Here is a 17,850-nt window from a genome sequence, read left to right as displayed (position 1 = left end):
GAGATTAAAATGTATTAGAAGCTTGTAACACGGTTTATTTCGGCGATACTCGTCACGCCTGCAATGACCTTGCGTAATCCAGACTCTCTAAGATCTCGCATGCCTTGTTCTTTTGCTTGGCTGGCTATTTGCAGTGAATTGCCTCCTTCCATAATAGTACGGGCAATTTCATCTGACATCTTCATTACTTCGTAAATACCCACGCGGCCTTTGTATCCACCGGAGCAGAGGTCACAGCCAACGGGTTTATAAACAGTGAATCCATTATCAATTTGAGCCTGGGTAAAGCCCAAATTGATTAGTTCATGTTCCGGTACTTCTTCTGGGTGACGACATTCGGTGCAGAGTCTTCGGGCGAGACGTTGAGCAATAATCAGGTTGACTGAGCTAGCAATGTTATATCCGGGGACCCCCATATTGATCAGACGTGTGAGGGTTTCTGCGGCGGAGTTGGTATGGAGTGTTGATAATACCAAGTGACCCGTTTGAGCAGCCTTGATCGCAATTTCTGCCGTTTCTAAATCACGTATCTCACCCACCATCACCACATCTGGATCTTGACGTAAGAAAGAGCGTAGAGCTGAGGCGAAAGTAAGGCCTGCTTTTAGGTTAATGTGAACTTGGTTCACGCCTTCCAAGTTTATTTCAACAGGATCTTCTGCTGTAGATATGTTGCGTTCTTCTGTATTTAGGATATTGAGTCCAGTGTAAAGGGAGACCGTTTTTCCCGAACCTGTTGGCCCTGTGACTAAGATCATTCCTTGCGGTTTGGCTAACATTTCCTCGTACAGTGCCCTTTGGTCATCTTCATATCCGAGCTTTTCGATACCTAGCTGTGCAGAAGATGAGTCCAAGATACGCATTACGATTTTTTCACCCCAGATGGTGGGCAAGGTGCTGACACGAAAGTCGATAGACTTTGTGCGAGACAGTTTCATCTTGATTCGACCATCTTGAGGGACGCGGCGCTCTGCAATATCGAGCTTAGACATTACTTTTAGACGCGCGGAGATACGTCCTGCTAAATTAACGGGGGGTTCAGAGACTTCGTGTAGAATGCCGTCAATACGAAATCTAATGCGATAGCGTTTTTCATATGGCTCAAAGTGTAAGTCAGAAGCACCCTTTCGTATGGCATCTGTGAGGATTTTATTGATATAGATGACGATAGGAGCATCGTCACTAGCATCGCCTTGTTCTTCCTGGCGCTTGTCGGTATCTGTAATTTCAATGCCGGATAGTGAATCTTCATCTATGCCATCTAAATCGAGCGCAGAGATATCTTCTTCTAACACCTTCTCAAGAGCGACTGTTAGTTTGTCATCTTCAACGAGAATCGCCTCCGCATGTAACCCTGCACTAAATTGAAAGTCTTCTAATGCTGCAATATTGGTAGGATCGGAAGTCCCTATATACAGACGGTTTCCACGCTTGAATAATGGAAGACACTTATGTTTTTCAATTAACTTTTTGTTGATGAAGTCTTCTGGAATACCACTGATATCAAATTCGTTAAGATCGAGTAGGGGAGTACCGTACTCCTCATAGCATAGCTCTGCTATCTCTCTAGCTGAAATAAGCTTTTCAGATACTATGGTTGAAACTAAAGATTGTTTTGACTGGCGAGATTTGGTTATTGCTGATGAAATTTGCTCTTCGCTTAACAATTGTTTGCGAATAAATAACGTTGATAGACCGAGATGCAGACCAGTTGTTGGCATTTAAGACCTTGAAGATAGTTACTTTAATAGGATAAAGATGACTATTCTATTATTAGAACAAAGAGACTACACAAATAGTCTCTTTGTGTCATTTTGCGACTTATTACAGACCTGCACCTTCTTGACATTGTGCTGCAGTAGCACCTGCACCAGTAGAAGTTGCTGAATAAGACAATGCGCCGTCAGCTCCAATAGTTGCTGTAACAGAACAGGTTGCATCGTCATAAACTAGAGATGTTGCTGTTGCTTCGGCGACTGCTGGAGTAGCAGTAATTTTACTATCGTTAGTTATTTCAGTACCTATAGAAGTGCAGCCTACTCCAGTCTGAATACATGCTTGGGCCTTAGTTACGTAACCGGCTAAGCCTTTCATTGAAGCGCCACCATGTGACGTTGCAACATATTCCCTGTAGGCGGGTAGTGCAACTGCGGCGAGAATACCGATGATTGCAACAACGATCATTAATTCAATCAGGGTGAAACCCTTAGCGTTAGTCTTTTTGAAACCTTTCATTTTTACTCTCTCCATTTGACAGAACTCTGACTCGACTTGTCTCAATGCTGATTTTTTAGGATAACAGCACTTCATATTCTAGTAGTTAGCCCTTTAGTTATAGCCAAACTTGTTGCGAAACACTACTCAATTACCGCAACTTATCTGCTCTATGGCTAAGACCCTTTCTTTCGAATAAGCTGCTGAAACCTCTTCGGTCAGCTTGCTCCTACCTAGCTTAAGACATCGTCCTTGGTCAAATCGTTATTGCTATCAACTAGTATTTTATGAATTCCTGAATGAGTTAAGTGCTTAGGTAGTTTTACCATGGCTTACTTTTCATTTTCGGCTTTCACTCTAAGTTTGATTTATCTTCAATCGGCAAACTGCACCATTTGGCAATTTAGCTTGTCAAAATCATCATGTTACAATTAATGTTTCTCGTCTAATCCAGCACAGCTAATTTGCTGCTACTCATTCAGTGGCACTCTTGCATAACGCTTCCAGTTAATATGAAAGTGTTAATGACATGTTTCATTGAACTTGTCGCTAGTCTAGAAAATCCTCAATTAACGATAATTAATGCTTTCGACTTACTAAGTCGGTTTACCTTCATGGTAAGCTGGCCGAAAGGGCCATCTCGCCTAAAGCCAAAGTTAGTACAAAGTTAATAAAAAGGGAACCGTAAATCGCATCAAAGTACTAATTTAATGGTGAATTTGTCTAATAAAGTTTTTTTTTGTAAAAAAAGTTATAGCGTAATTATGACTTTGACTGAAAAATTGGCGATCGAGATAGTAGTGTCAATTTTATAGCGGTTAAAACACCGCATTTGGCCCGCTCATTTTACGTACAAGATTTAGTGGTAATAGGATTTGTTGCGCAAATGTTGCTCAGCTCGAATGAAGGGGATTAAGCTGAGCATTCGGTTTGCTATCTACTTTCCAATCACGATCAATTAGTCTTTGAGTCGTAGCGACAAATCCAGTGCCTTGACGTGTTTGGTTAGGGCTCCGACCGAGATGTAGTCTATGCCTGTCTTGGCATAATCTGAGATGGTGTCTAGCGTCACGTTGCCCGATACCTCGAGTTTTACCCGCTGGTTTTCGTTATAGCTATTATTTAGCTCTACCGCCTCTATCATCATGGTGACGTCAAAATTGTCGAGCATAACGATATCGGCGCCTGCGTCGAGCGCCTGCTTGAGTTCATCTATGCTTTCGACTTCGACCTCCACTAGCTTGTCGCTGGCAAGCCTACGGGCGGCATTAATTGCAGAGGCAATTGAGCCACTGGCCATGATGTGATTTTCCTTGATCAGGAAGGCATCGAACAGACCTATACGATGGTTCTTGCCACCGCCGCAGGTGACGGCATATTTTTGTGCCGTGCGTAGACCCGGAATAGTCTTGCGGGTATCTAATAGCTTGCAGTGAGTGCCCGCCAGTCTGTCGACATAGAGTTTGGTTAGGGTGGCAACGCCAGATAGTGTCTGGATGAAGTTCATCGCGGTGCGCTCACCGGTCAGGATGGCTCGGGCGGAACCTGACATTTCACATAACACTTGGTTTGGTAAGACGAGATCGCCATCGTCCACATGCCAGTGCAAGGCAACTTCACCACCTAGCTGGTTAAAGACTTGTTCTGCCCAGGCCTTACCACAAAAGACCCCTTCTTCGCGGGTGATCAAGCTAGCCTGTGCATACTTATCACTAGGAATAAGCTGAGCCGTGATATCCAGGCTTAACTTTTCTTCGGCGGTAAGATTTGAATCGGCCTGAAAACCTAAATCTTCTTCGAGTGCGACTTTGACGGCTAATCTAATGTCATTTTCCAGCATCTTTCTTTCCTCATGGCGGCTCGCCGCATTCCCTGAGCTTATACCAATCGTAATAAACAATTGATCATTCTAGCTTGTTAAAACGCTCGATAACTACATTAATATTTTTAATTGTAGAATAACTGCTTATCTAAAAATCTTGCTTTGTTCTCAAGCGTTTTTTCTGCGCTATTTCTGATCACATACTTACTGTGATTGGTATTACACTTAAGCTCGAATGGGTTATCTCTCTTGATTCAAAGGCTGCGAGCACTTAGCTATATGCCGTTAATAGTAACAAATCCCTGATTGAAAAAGCAGGGATATTTAGCATTACGCGGTGAAGATAGACGCAATTTGTGCCGATTTGTAATCATTGGTCTCGTGTGACTGGCGGCTATCATCCGAATTGGGTTAAAGTGCTAACGGCTTGATATTGTTTGGAGGTAGATTGGTCTGTGGGTAACATGACATTGCATAAAGGTTGGATTCGAGAGTGTCGACAGTGTGTCTCGCCACATTTTAATGCCCGTCCAGATGATGAGGTGAGCCTGCTGGTGATCCACAATATCAGCCTGCCTGCTGGCCGGTTTGGTTTGCCCTATATCGACCAGCTTTTTCAAGGTTGTTTGGATACTCAAGCCGATGAGAGTTTTTGCGACCTACAAGGATTAGAAGTCTCGGCGCATTTTCTGATCCGGCGAGATGGCGAGTTGGTGCAGTATGTCAGCTGTGATGATCGCGCCTGGCATGCCGGCGTCTCCTCGTTTGCAGGGCGAACGGGTTGTAACGACTTTGCCATAGGTATAGAGCTCGAAGGTACTGACAGCCTTGCCTATACCGATGAGCAGTATGAGCGGCTCACGCAATTAACCTTGGTCTTGTTTGACGCATATCCTATGCTCAATAGAAATCTTATCCTCGGGCATTGTGATATCGCTCCTGGGCGTAAGACAGATCCGGGCGAGAGTTTCGACTGGCACAGATATCGCGCCAGCCTAGTGACTGAATAAAACCGTTTAGTTGACCGACAAACACAATAATCAGATGGAAGGGAGAGGGGAGTAAGATGGCACTGTTTTCCTTATTGTTGGCGATCATGATTGAGCGCCTCAAGCTATTACCCCAGGCATGGCAGCTAGAAACCCTATTAGCCTTGTATGCCAAGAGTTTCTTTGGTCGCAAGCAGCTAACCAATGACCTTATGATGGCGATTGCGCTGATTCTGCCGGCGATAGCCGTCCAAGTGCTGGCCTGGTTCGTGGCTGGCATGTTTTGGGGGCTGTTGAGCCTCGGGCTCTGGGTCGGAGTGTCGATTCTCTGTTTCAGTCATCTCAAACAGCGTCAAGTCTTCAAACAATATATACAGGCAGCCTGTCGCGGCGATGCCCAGGCCTGTTATCATTTTGCCGATGAGCTCGACCCTTATGTGTCACTCAATGCCGTTTCAGAGCAAGACCTAGGTGAAAAGGTCGGGCAAACCGTTGCCTGGCTCAATTACCGCTTCTATGGTGCCGTGGCCTTATACCTTATCTTCTTCGGACCGGCCGGTGCCGTGCTTTACTGTACCGTGCGTTATTTCTCTGACGATGCCAAGAGCCGAGGCGCGGATCTTCCCTTAGTGGATACCGCCTTGATGCTACTAGACTGGCTGCCGAGCCGCCTGATCGCGCTGGGTTACGTACTAAGCGGCCACTTTTCGCTGGCATTTAGCCGTTGGCGCCAGCAGGCACTGTGCTGGCGCTGCCCGGCGCGAGATGTGGTCTCAGAGGTTGCCCTAGCGGCAGAGACAGTTGAATTTAATTCACCTACACCAATTTGCGTCCAATCGACCATCTCTTTGCTACAGTTGAGTAAGCGAAACTTTATCTTACTCGTGATCGGTCTCTCTTTGCTGACGATCTTCGGGGTGGTAGTGTAGGGACTGGGCGAGACCGGCGGCTATCTAGCGCCTGACTCGCCTCCTTGCTTCTACTCGAGTACGACCCTAGGTGTTTGGAGCAATGGTCAGACCCCTTAATCATAAATATAAGCTATTCTCACAAATCGTGAGTTTACATGAAGCAGATCACGAACTGGACATCTGAAATGTGATTTGATAAAGTGCGCTCAGTCAATTAAATTGGTAAGACCAATTTACAATAGGAGCTGAGGGCCATATGGCTTATAGCAAAATCAACCAGCCAAAAATTTCTGACGTGATCATGAATCAGCTGGAGCAGATGATCCTGGAGGGGAGTCTGCAACCGGGTCAGAAGTTACCACCAGAGCGTGAATTGGCACTGCAATTCGAAGTCTCTCGACCATCTCTTCGTGAAGCAATTCAAAAGTTAGAAGCAAAAGGCCTGCTGCTGCGTCGTCAAGGCGGTGGAACCTATGTCAAAGAGCAACTTTGGCAGAGTCTTGCCGATCCTATTGTGGAGCTGATGCACAGCGATTCTGAGAGTCAGTACGATCTTCTCGAGTTTCGTCACGCCACTGAAGGCATGATGGCCTATTTTGCGGCGCTTCGGGGTACCGATGCCGACATGCAAAACATCAAAGAAAAAATCCAAGCGGTAGAAGCTGCGTCTGACATCGAGGCGAAGGCAGAGGCGATCGTGTGTTTTTATCGCGCCATTGCCGAAGCTTCTCACAACGTGGCTATGCTGCACTTGGTACTGAGTTTATCTCCCGTGTTGCATAAGAATGTGGCGCAAAACCTAGAGTTGCTAAAGCGCAGAGCTGATGCCTCTAAAATGGCGAACGAGCATAGGCAAGATCTTCTTGCCGCCATCGTCCGTCGTGATCCCGAAGCCGCAAGAGAAGCCTCAAACGAGCATCTAAGCTACATTGAGGAAGTGATGTTGTCGGTGAGGGAAGAAGATAGCCGGTTGCAGCGTAGTCTGCGCCGTTTGAAGAGTGGTGTGTAGGCTTAGGTCTAACCGCCACTTTTTATTATTCAATTCATACAATTAATGTATATAGGGAAGGACTGCGAAATGTCTGAACATATGCTGCAAGATTTAGATCCGTTAGAGACTCAAGAGTGGGTCGATTCATTACAAGCCGTATTAGAGCAAGAAGGTCCGGAACGTGCTCATTTTCTTCTTGAGAAGCTAATCGACAAGGCTCGTCGTAACGGTACACATCTGCCTTATAAGGCGACCACCGCCTACCTCAACACAATTCCTGCTGGTCAGGAACCTCATATGCCAGGTAACCAAGAGATGGAGCGTCGCATTCGCGCCATCATTCGTTGGAACGCCCTGGCCATGGTACTGCGTGGTTCGAAGAAAGATCTTGAGCTGGGTGGTCACATTTCCAGTTTCGCCTCTAGTGCAACCATTTACGATGTTTGCTTCAACCACTTCTTCCGTGCACCAAACGAGAAGGATGGCGGTGATCTGGTTTACTTCCAGGGCCATATCGCTCCTGGTATCTATGCACGCTCTTTCCTCGAAGGTCGCCTGACTGAAGATCAACTGGCTAACTTCCGTCAGGAAGTGGACGGCAAGGGTCTATCATCTTACCCACACCCTAAGTTGATGCCTGACTACTGGCAGTTCCCAACGGTTTCTATGGGTCTGGGTCCAATTCAGGCGATTTATCAGGCTCGTTTCCTGAAATACCTGACCGACCGTGGTCTGAAAGATTGCTCTGAGCAAACCGTATACTGCTTCCTGGGTGATGGTGAGTGTGACGAGCCAGAAACGCTAGGTGCTATCGGTCTGGCCGCTCGTGAAGAACTGGACAACCTGGTCTTCATCGTTAACTGTAACCTGCAGCGTCTCGATGGCCCTGTACGTGGTAACGGCAAGATCATTCAAGAGCTTGAAGGCGAATTCCGCGGCGCTGGCTGGGAAGTGGCTAAGGTCATCTGGGGTCGCTACTGGGATCCGCTATTGGCTCGCGACACCAGCGGTAAGCTGCTGCAGTTGATGGAAGAAACCGTCGATGGCGAATACCAAAACTGTAAGGCCAAAGGTGGCGCTTATACCCGTGAGCACTTCTTCGGTAAGTACCCTGAAACCGCCGAGATGGTTGCTAACATGTCTGATGACGACATCTGGCGCCTCAACCGTGGTGGTCACGATCCAGTGAAGATCTATGCCGCGCTGCAACACGCTAAGAACACCAAGGGCCGTCCAACCGTTATCCTGGCTAAGACAGTTAAAGGTTATGGTCTTGGTGATGCCGGTGAAGGTAAGAACATCGCGCACAACGTTAAGAAGATGGACATTAGCGCCGTACGTTACTTCCGCGATCGCTTCAATATCCCGATCCCTGACGACAAGCTAGAAGAGATCCCTTTCTATCACCCAGGTCCAGATTCGGAAGAGGTGAAGTACCTTCAGGAACGCCGCGCCGCGCTGCACGGTTCTATGCCGGCTCGCCGTCAGAAGTTCTCTGAAGATCTCGAAGTACCTTCACTGAAGATCTTCGACTCTATCCTCAAGGGCTCTAACGGTCGTGAGATCTCAAGCACCATGGCGTTCGTCCGTATTCTGACTGCGCTGCTGAAAGATAAGAAGATAGGTAAGAACATTGTCCCTATTATCCCGGATGAGGCGCGTACCTTCGGTATGGAAGGTCTGTTCCGTCAGGTGGGTATCTATGCTCACGAAGGACAAAAGTACGTACCACAAGACTCGGATCAGGTGGCTTACTACCGTGAAGATAAGTCAGGCCAGGTACTGCAAGAGGGTATCAACGAGCTTGGCGCCATGTCTTCTTGGGTGTCTGCGGCGACCAGCTACTCGGTTAACGATATGCCAATGATCCCATTCTACATCTACTACTCTATGTTTGGTTTCCAACGTATTGGCGACATGGCATGGGCGGCAGGTGATATGCGTGCTCGTGGCTTCATGGTTGGTGGTACATCGGGCCGTACTACCCTGAACGGCGAAGGTCTGCAGCATCAGGATGGTCACAGCCACGTATTGGCTAACACTATCCCTAACTGTATCTCTTACGACCCAACCTATGGTTATGAGATTGCGGTTATCGTTCAAGACGGTATCCGTCGCATGTATGGCGAAAACCAGGAAGATATCTTCTACTACCTGACTACGATGAACGAAAACTATGTTCAGCCTGAGATGCCAGAGGGTGCCGAGGAAGGTATCGTCAAGGGTATCTACAAGCTGGAATCAGTTTCAGGTAGCGGTAAGGGTAAGGTACAGCTAATGGGCTGTGGCACCATCCTTGAACAAGTTCGCAAGGCGGCGCAGGCGCTGGCGAAAGACTTCGGTATCTCGTCAGATGTATTCAGCGTGACCAGCTTCAACGAGCTGACTCGCGACGGTCAGGCGGCAGAGCGTTACAACATGCTGCACCCAACCGAGACGCCTAAGCAGGCTTATATCAGCCAGGTGCTGTCTAGCGATTCACCAGCCGTTGTTGCTACCGACTATATGAAGATATATGGCGAGCAGCTACGCGCCTATGTTCCTACCGACTACAAGGTGCTGGGTACTGACGGTTTCGGCCGTAGTGACAGCCGCGAGAACCTGCGTCACCACTTCGAAGTGGACGCCAAGTTCATCGTGATCGCCGCACTGAAGTCGCTGGTTGACCGCAACGAGTTGCCAGTTGAAGTACTCTCGCAAGCAATTGCCGAGTACGGCATCGATGTTGACAAGATCAACCCACAGTTCGCGTAAGGGGATAGAGCATGGCTGAATTAAAAGAAGTTTTAGTCCCCGATATCGGTGGGGATGAAGTACAGGTTATCGAGATCTGTGCTGCGGTGGGCGATACCCTCGCCGCCGAAGAATCGATCATTACCGTTGAAAGCGACAAGGCGACCATGGATATTCCTGCGCCTTTCGCCGGTAAACTTGCTGAGATCAAGGTCGCCGTAGGTGATACCGTCTCTGAAGGCACACTTATCGCTATGATGGAAGCAGGTGAGGCGCAGGCCGCCGAGCCTGCACCAGCGGCAGCCGAAGTGGCTCCTGCAGCAGCACCGGCTACGCCTGCTCCGGCGGCCCCTGTTGCTGCGGCGCCAGCGTCAGCACAAGTCATCGAAGTGACAGTGCCAGATATTGGCGATGCCTCAGATGTCGACGTCATCGAAGTGCTGGTGGCCGTGGGCGACAGCATAGATGTCGACACAGGGCTTATTACCCTGGAAACCGACAAGGCGACCATGGAAGTACCAGCGCCGGCTGCAGGTGTCGTGAAAGAGATGAAAGTGGCCGTTGGCGACAAGGTCTCTCAAGGCTCTCTGGTCCTGATGCTTGAGGTGAGCGGCGGTGAAGCTGCGGCTCCTGCGGCAAGCGCGGCTCCAGCACCAAGTGCAGAGGCTGCACCAGCGGCAGCTGCCAGCATCGAAGTGAAAGAGATTAGCGTGCCCGATATCGGCGATGCGTCTGACGTCGATGTTATCGAGGTATTGGTCGCTGCCGGTGATGTGATTGAGGCCGACCAAGGCCTGATCACTCTGGAAACCGACAAGGCCACCATGGAAGTACCAGCGCCGTTCGCCGGTAAGCTGGTGTCTGTGACCGTTAAGGTGGGCGACAAGGTTTCTCAGGGTAGCGTCATCGCGACCATAGAGACACAGTCAAGTGCCCCTGCGGCGGTTCCTGCTCCGGCAGCTGCAGCTGCGCCAGCGCCACAAGCAAGCGCGCCAGCGCCGGCGGCGAGCAAGCCGCCTGTGCCGCATCATCCAAGTGCCGGTAGCAAGCCGGTAACAGGTGCCGTGCATGCCTCGCCAGCGGTTCGCCGTCTGGCACGTGAGTTTGGTGCAGACCTGACTCAAGTAACTGGTACTGGTCCTAAGGGACGTATTCTGAAGGAAGACGTTCAGGCCTTTATCAAGTATGAGCTGTCTCGTCCTAAAGCCTCTGCGGCCACTAGTGTGGGCGCCGGTGAGGGCGGTCTGCAGGTGATTGCAGCACCTAAGGTTGATTTCGCTAAGTTTGGTGAGGTGGAAGAAGTGCCGCTGAGCCGTATCCAGAAGATCTCTGGACCTAACCTGCATCGCAACTGGGTCACCATTCCACACGTGACTCAGTTCGACGAAGCCGACATCACAGAGATGGAAGCTTTCCGTAAGCAGCAAAACGAGATTGCTGCCAAGCAGAAGACTGGTGTTAAGATCACGCCGCTGGTCTTCATGATGAAGGCGGTTGCCAAGACACTGCAGCAGTTCCCAGTGTTTAACGCCAGCCTGAGTGCCGACGGTGAGTCGCTGATCAAGAAAAAGTACTACCACATAGGAGTGGCGGTCGATACGCCAAATGGCTTGGTTGTGCCTGTGGTTCGCGATGTCGACAAGAAAGGTATCATAGAGCTGTCAGCTGAGCTGATGGAGATCTCGGTTAAGGCCCGTGACGGCAAGCTTAAGGCGGCCGACATGCAGGGTAGCTGTTTCACCATCTCTAGCCTGGGGGGCATCGGCGGTACGGCATTTACGCCTATCGTTAACTATCCTGACGTGGCGATCTTAGGGGTTTCTAAGTCTGAAATTAAACCTAAGTGGAATGGTAAAGAGTTCGAGCCTAAGTTAATGTTGCCGCTCTCTTTATCTTACGACCACCGTGTGATCGACGGCGCCATGGCGGCGCGCTTCAGCGTGACCCTGTCAAGTATGCTGTCCGACATACGCACACTTATTTTGTAATGATGAAGGCTACTCACCATGAGTAGCCTTTTGTTTAACTCCTTGAAAGGTTAAAATGCGGCCACCTTACAAGAACTAACGTTCAAAAAGCTGGCGTCATAATGGGTTGGGCCGGAATTCCTCCCAACACAAAGAGAAAGAATAGAGGAAAACATGAGTAACGAAATCAAAACTCAGGTAGTGGTTTTAGGTGCAGGCCCTGCAGGTTATTCAGCAGCATTCCGTGCTGCCGACTTAGGCCTGGAGACTGTTATCGTAGAACGTTTCAGCACCCTAGGTGGTGTGTGTCTGAACGTGGGTTGTATCCCATCTAAGGCACTGCTGCACGTTTCAAAAGTGATCGAAGAAGCTAAGGCCATCTCAAACCACGGTGTGGTATTTGGCGAGCCACAGATCGATCTCGATAAGCTACGTGAGTTTAAGCAGAGTGTTATCAGCCAGCTGACTGGCGGTCTTGGCGGCATGTCTAAGATGCGTAAAGTCAACGTGGTTAACGGCCTGGGTAAGTTCACCGGTCCTAACACCATCGAAGTTGCCGGTGAAGATGGCGTGAAAGTGGTTCACTTCGAACAAGCGATCATCGCTGCGGGTTCTCGTCCAATTCAACTGCCTTTCATTCCTCATGAAGATCCACGCATCTGGGATTCGACCGATGCGCTTGAGCTGAAAGAAGTGCCTGGCAAGCTGCTGGTAATGGGCGGCGGTATTATCGGTCTTGAGATGGGTACAGTTTACTCATCACTGGGTAGTGAAATCGACGTGGTTGAGATGTTCGACCAGGTGATCCCTGCTGCCGATAAAGATATCGTTCGCGTCTACACCAAGAAGATTAAGAACAAGTTCAACCTGATCCTTGAGACCAAGGTGACTGCCGTTGAAGCGAAAGAAGACGGTATCTATGTCTCTATGGAAGGCAAGAAGGCGCCGACCGAGCCAGTTCGCTACGACGCAGTATTGGTGGCTATCGGCCGTACACCTAACGGCAAGCTGATCGACGCCGACAAGGCTGGCGTGAACATCGATGAGCGTGGCTTCATCAATGTCGACAAGCAGATGCGCACCAACGTGCCACACATTTATGCTATCGGTGACATCGTCGGTCAGCCAATGCTGGCACACAAAGGTGTGCATGAAGGCCACGTCGCCGCCGAGGTGATTGCTGGCATGAAGCACTACTTCGATCCTAAGGTGATTCCATCAATTGCCTACACAGATCCTGAAGTGGCTTGGGTTGGTCTGACCGAGAAAGAAGCTAAAGAGCAAGGCATCGCCTACGAGACAGCAAGCTTCCCATGGGCGGCGAGTGGTCGTGCAATCGCCTCTGATTGCTCAGACGGCATGACTAAGCTGATCTTCGATAAGGAAACTCATCGCGTGATCGGTGGTGCTATCGTGGGTGTTAACGGTGGCGAACTGCTGGGCGAGATCGGTCTGGCTATCGAGATGGGTTGTGATGCCGAAGATCTGGCATTGACTATCCACGCTCACCCAACACTGCATGAGTCTGTCGGTCTAGCGGCCGAGATCTACGAAGGTTCAATTACCGATTTGCCTAACCCTAAGGCAAAGAAGAAAAAGTAATTGCTTCTGAAATCGGAAAAAGCGCTCACTGAGCGCTTTTTTTTTGGCTGGCTAACTTATATATTATATTTTTGTAACAATTATAAGTTTATCGCGCTATGCCCCAACCCCGTTGTGCTGTCTGTCTGAGATGGGATCCTCTATGAGTTTTACCCAGGCGTTACGCTTATTAGGCTGTTTGCTTTTCATGATTGGTTATACCGCGCCAAGTATGGCGGGCGATCTGGTGCAGAGGGTCTTTAGCGCGCGGGACGGCCTCAACAATGCCACGGTAAACGACATCAGCTTCGATGAGTATGGCTATACCTGGCTCTCCACCGAGCAGGGGCTGTATCGTATCAGCGATACCAAGGCGCGGCGTATCGACAAGGACGCCAACCATATCCGCCTCTCTGACGAGTATATCTATCTCGCCGAATCCCTGAGCAAACAGCACCTGTTGGTCAGCAGTTATGCCAACACCTATCTGTACGACATAGTCAAAGATGAGTTTGTCCAGCTGGGCAGCGACAAGCTGTTTCCCGAGTTTCATCAAAATGGGCTACAGGCGATCACCCGCCAGAAAGACGGTAGCTATGTGTTACTCAGCTATGTGGGGGAGCTGTACCGACTCGACTACAAGGCGATGACACTCACCTTTATCAGCGCCTTACCAAGCGATCCCGATATGCCCTGGTTCGTGCTGTCGCAATTTGGCGATGCCCAGCTGATCGTCGGCAAGAGTTACGAGCTGCAGCTTAGAGACAGCCTGGGGATGCTCAGAGGCATCTTCCCCTGGACCGAAGAGCAGGGCCAGATAAAGAATCTGTTCGAAGACAGGGCCGGGCGTTTGTGGCTAGGCTCGAGCAATGGTTTGTATCGCGTCTACCCCGACTCATTAACCCTTGAGAAGGTGGAGCAGATCCCCTTCTATGTAACCCAGATGGCTCAGGATAAGCTCGGCTTTCTCTGGCTCTCGGGTCGTGAGGGGTTGATCAAGTGGCACCCGGACACCCTGGAGATAAAGCTCTTTAGCAATGAGCTGAAGCTGGCGGCGGATCTCGACTACATCTATGACCTGGCGGTGGACGATAATGACCTGGTCTGGGTTGGTGGCTCGGGTGATGGCCTGGCGATCATCGCCGACGATCCCGATTTCGTGCTGGACAACTTTACCCGCAACGCCCCTTATCAGATTAGCAATGAGATGGTTTGGAGCATCTTTGCAGAGCAAAATAAGCTGTGGTTGGGCACAGACAAGGGGCTTATCGAGGTCGATCGTGACGCCAAGAAGAGTGAGACCTACCTGCCCGACGAGATGGAGGTCAACGACAGCGTCTATACGGTGAGCGAGTTCGACAAGCAGCGTCTGCTGCTGGGCACCACCAATGGCCTGTTCATCTACGACAAGCAGGCGCGCAAGACCATGCGTTTCGCCGAGATCAGCGGTGGGCGCACCTCGCTCGAAAATAAGATGATCTACTTTAGCTACAAGGATCCTTTGATCACCTCACGTTGGTGGTTCGTCACTGCCACGGGCCTGTTCTACTGGGACAAGGGGAGCCTGGAGCCGACTCGCATGCAGGTCAAAGGCGTTGACGGTACCCTGCATCAGATCCCGCTGCGCTCTATCTACCGGGCAGCCGACGGCAAGCTGTGGATCGGCGGTGAGAATCTGTTCGGCTATATCGATAGCAAGGGGCTCTTCTATTCGCGTATCGATCTGTTCGCCGATGAAAATATCTCAGTCGATGTCAGTTATATCAAAGAGGTGGATTCAGGCGTGCTCTGGCTGGGCACCTCACCCAAGGGACTGGTGGAGTATCACCCCAAGACAGGCCTGACCTATTTTCTCACCGACAACTGGCAGGTGGAGTGTAGCTCCGTCTATTTCATCGAGCAGTTGCCGGGCTATCGGGTGCTCGGCTGTGCCAACTCCCTAGTGAGGCAAGATCTCACCACCGGCGGGATCACGGTTATCGAGAAGCAGGACGGACTGATCAGTCACGAGCTCAACGACGGCGCCGCCTTCTATGAGCCAGGCGTCGGCCTGTATGTCGGTAGCCCAGATGGGGTTGCCCTGGTGGATGTGCCCCAGATGCGTAACCGCCTGGCGGAAGATGGCATCATGATGGAATCTGTCTCCGTATTCTACGAGGACAACACGGAAACCAAACTGGTGCCCGAGGCGGGTATGCTGATAAAACCCGGCGCGCGCCTGATCAGTTTCCAGCTGACGAGTCTCGACTATCTGACCGATATTCCGTTTCAGCTGCAGTATCGTCTGCGCCGCGGTAAGGCGCCAGAGGAGAGCAAGTACTTACAGCTGATGGGTCAGTCCCAGGTCAACGTTTCGGGCCTCAAGGATGGCCACTACACCTTAGACATTCTCAGTGAGCAAAACGGCGTCTGGTCGCAGACCCCTTATTCGTTCAACTTCGTGGTCGAAGATTACTGGTGGAACTACGACTGGTTCAGAGGCTTGCTGCTGATATCGCTATTGCTGGTGGGACTCTACTTCCTGCTGCTGCGTCAGAAGCAGATAGGCGCTTTCAGACGGGTCAACAAGAAGCTTAAGGAGAGCGAGGATAGGCTGCGACAATCGCTGCGGGGAAGTGATTCCGAGCTATGGGAGTGGCACAGCGAGAGCGAAACCTTCCTACTGGAAAACCGTGGTCGCTATTTCCCCGACAGGGGGGATGCCTTCGAGCTTAAGATGGATGAATTTCCCATCTACGCCGATGATCAGGAAAAGGTATTTACCGCCTGGAAACGCCTGCTCTCGAAGCAGGATGACAGATTGGATGTGGATTATCGTTACCGTCGCCCCGACGAGTCTTGGGGTTGGACCCGGGTGCGCGGCCGCGCATTAGAGTTCGACCCGGTTAGCGGCCGGGTGAAGAAGGTTGCCGGTATCTATACCGATATCACCACCCAGCGACGACTGGAGGATGACGTTAAACTGCTGGCCCAGGCCTTTGCCAACACCTCGGAAGGGGTGTTGATCTTAGATGCCGATGAACGGGTAAGGGTCTCTAACAAGGCAGCCCAGTCCATTTTGGGGATGAGCGCCGATGATCTTATCGACAGATACTTTGCCCAGCTGGTTCACAGCAGCGAAGACAGGAGCGATGAGATCAACATCTTGTTGGAGCAGGGGATAACCTGGACCGGCGAGCACGAGTTTCAGTGCGCCGAGGGGCTTATCTGCCCCGTGTGGCTGAACCTGTCCACCATGAAAGATGATCGCGGCAACATCAGCCATTATGTGGCGGTCTTCTCAGATATCACTGAGCGTAAGCAGACCGAGGCGGATCTGCGCCGCCTGGCTAACTACGACGTGCTGACCGGCTTGCCCAATCGCTCCCTGTTCGCCGCGCGCCTGGCTAAGTGTATCCATCGCGCCGAGCAGACCGAAGATAAGTTGGCGCTGATCTTCCTCGACCTGGATCGCTTCAAGAACGTCAACGATTCCTATGGTCACAGCATGGGTGATGCCCTGCTGGTGGAGGCCGCGAGCCGCTTGCAAGCCTGCGTGAGCGAAAACCACACTCTCTGCCGCTTCGGGGGCGATGAGTTTGTGATCCTGATGCGCGACATGGTGGATATCGACGAGGTCAACCATCTGTGTGAGGCGCTGATCCGCCAGATAGAGAAGCCCTTCGAACTCTATGGTCGTGAGTTCTTCATCTCAACCAGTATCGGGGTCAGCCTGTGGCCGGATGATGCCAAGCAGCCCGAGGTATTGATCAAGAACGCCGATCAGGCCATGTATCACGCCAAGGAAGAGGGGCGCGGCAACTTCCAATACTTCTCGGCCGAGCGTAACGCCGAGGCCCTGTATCACCTCAAGTTAGAGGCAGAGCTGCGTAAAGCGATGGACAGGCAGGAGTTTGAACTCTACTTCCAGCCGCAGATCGATATCCTCAGAGACGATAAGGTGGTGGGCATGGAGGCGCTGCTGCGCTGGCATCACCCCAAGGAAGGTTATATCCGTCCCGATATCTTTATCCGGGTGGCGGAGTCATGCGGCCTGATCATCGAAATTGACCGCTGGGTGATCAAGCAGGCCTGTCTGCAGGGCGCCAAGTGGGCCGAACATTTTGGCGACGAGCTGAAGCTGTCGGTCAACGTTTCGGCCGTGCACTTCAGGCAACCCGACTTTATTCAAGACGTGCAGCTGGCGCTCAAGGAGTCTGGCATGCCGGCTAAGATGCTGGGGCTGGAGATCACCGAGGGCGTCTTGATGAAAGAGCTGCATGTGGCCAAGGATCACCTTAAGGCGCTACGAGAGATCGGCATAGAGGTAGCGATTGACGATTTCGGTACCGGCTACTCATCGCTCGCCTATCTGCGCAGCTTCGATGTCAGCACGCTGAAGATCGACCGCTCCTTCCTGATCGATATCGCCACTAACGAGGCGGATCAGGCGATCGCCAGCAGTATCATAGAGCTGGCCCGTAACCTTAAGCTCAAAGTGGTGGCCGAAGGGGTCGAGACCCAGGAACAGCTAGAGCAGGTCTTTAGCCGAGGCTGTTACATCATTCAGGGCTACTATTTTGCCAAGCCGATGACCATAGATGAGTTTGAGAAATACCTCTACATCAAGTCTCAGTAGCGGCATTTTCATCGCGTGATAGGG

General features: G+C 50.8%; 10 protein-coding genes. 7 read left to right on the top strand and 3 right to left on the bottom strand.

Annotated features, from left to right (window positions below):
* Nucleotides 1–14 precede the first annotated feature (14 nt).
* From pilB to nadC, 3 genes are all read right to left on the bottom strand, one after another.
* On the bottom strand, nucleotides 15–1,721 hold the full coding sequence (gene pilB, locus K0H81_RS17885) for a type IV-A pilus assembly ATPase PilB (RefSeq protein ID WP_220059207.1): 1,707 nt from the start codon (nucleotides 1,719–1,721) through the stop codon (nucleotides 15–17).
* A gap of 103 nt (nucleotides 1,722–1,824) precedes the next feature.
* The gene (locus K0H81_RS17880; protein ID WP_220059206.1) at nucleotides 1,825–2,235 is read right to left on the bottom strand and encodes a type IV pilin protein; all 411 of its coding nucleotides are present in this window, start codon (nucleotides 2,233–2,235) and stop codon (nucleotides 1,825–1,827) included.
* Nucleotides 2,236–3,172: 937 nt separating this feature from the next.
* The gene (nadC, locus tag K0H81_RS17875) at nucleotides 3,173–4,054 is read right to left on the bottom strand and encodes a carboxylating nicotinate-nucleotide diphosphorylase (protein ID WP_220059205.1); all 882 of its coding nucleotides are present in this window, start codon (nucleotides 4,052–4,054) and stop codon (nucleotides 3,173–3,175) included.
* A 446-nt stretch (nucleotides 4,055–4,500) separates the two neighbouring features.
* On the opposite strand from nadC, the gene ampD reads away from it, so the two are divergent.
* The 7 genes from ampD (at nucleotide 4,501) to K0H81_RS17840 (ending at nucleotide 17,826) form a co-directional block, all read left to right on the top strand.
* Nucleotides 4,501–5,046 (top strand): 1,6-anhydro-N-acetylmuramyl-L-alanine amidase AmpD, encoded by a 546-nt coding sequence (gene ampD / locus K0H81_RS17870; RefSeq protein ID WP_220059204.1) that lies wholly within the window; start codon nucleotides 4,501–4,503, stop codon nucleotides 5,044–5,046.
* 56 nt (nucleotides 5,047–5,102) lie between these two features.
* Entirely contained in the window at nucleotides 5,103–5,954 is an 852-nt protein-coding gene (gene ampE / locus K0H81_RS17865; protein WP_220059203.1) for a beta-lactamase regulator AmpE, read from the top strand.
* Between the two features lie 238 nt (nucleotides 5,955–6,192).
* The gene (pdhR, locus tag K0H81_RS17860; RefSeq protein WP_220059202.1) at nucleotides 6,193–6,945 is read left to right on the top strand and encodes a pyruvate dehydrogenase complex transcriptional repressor PdhR; all 753 of its coding nucleotides are present in this window, start codon (nucleotides 6,193–6,195) and stop codon (nucleotides 6,943–6,945) included.
* Between the two features lie 69 nt (nucleotides 6,946–7,014).
* Nucleotides 7,015–9,681 carry a pyruvate dehydrogenase (acetyl-transferring), homodimeric type gene (aceE, locus tag K0H81_RS17855; protein WP_220059201.1) on the top strand — a complete coding sequence of 889 codons (2,667 nt, stop codon included), beginning with the start codon at nucleotides 7,015–7,017 and terminating at the stop codon, nucleotides 9,679–9,681.
* An 11-nt stretch (nucleotides 9,682–9,692) separates the two neighbouring features.
* Complete coding sequence (aceF, locus tag K0H81_RS17850) at nucleotides 9,693–11,648, top strand: dihydrolipoyllysine-residue acetyltransferase (protein WP_220059200.1); 1,956 nt, start codon at nucleotides 9,693–9,695, stop codon at nucleotides 11,646–11,648.
* 153 nt (nucleotides 11,649–11,801) lie between these two features.
* Nucleotides 11,802–13,229: a dihydrolipoyl dehydrogenase gene (gene lpdA, locus K0H81_RS17845; protein WP_041509825.1), complete on the top strand. Its 1,428-nt coding sequence runs from the start codon at nucleotides 11,802–11,804 to the stop codon at nucleotides 13,227–13,229.
* Nucleotides 13,230–13,371: 142 nt separating this feature from the next.
* Nucleotides 13,372–17,826 carry an EAL domain-containing protein gene (locus tag K0H81_RS17840; protein ID WP_220059199.1) on the top strand — a complete coding sequence of 1,485 codons (4,455 nt, stop codon included), beginning with the start codon at nucleotides 13,372–13,374 and terminating at the stop codon, nucleotides 17,824–17,826.
* Nucleotides 17,827–17,850 lie beyond the last annotated feature (24 nt).

This window comes from Shewanella halotolerans (assembly GCF_019457535.1).
GTDB classification, from domain to species: Bacteria; Pseudomonadota; Gammaproteobacteria; order Enterobacterales; family Shewanellaceae; genus Shewanella; species Shewanella halotolerans.
This window is presented reverse-complemented; position numbering and strand designations above follow the sequence as displayed.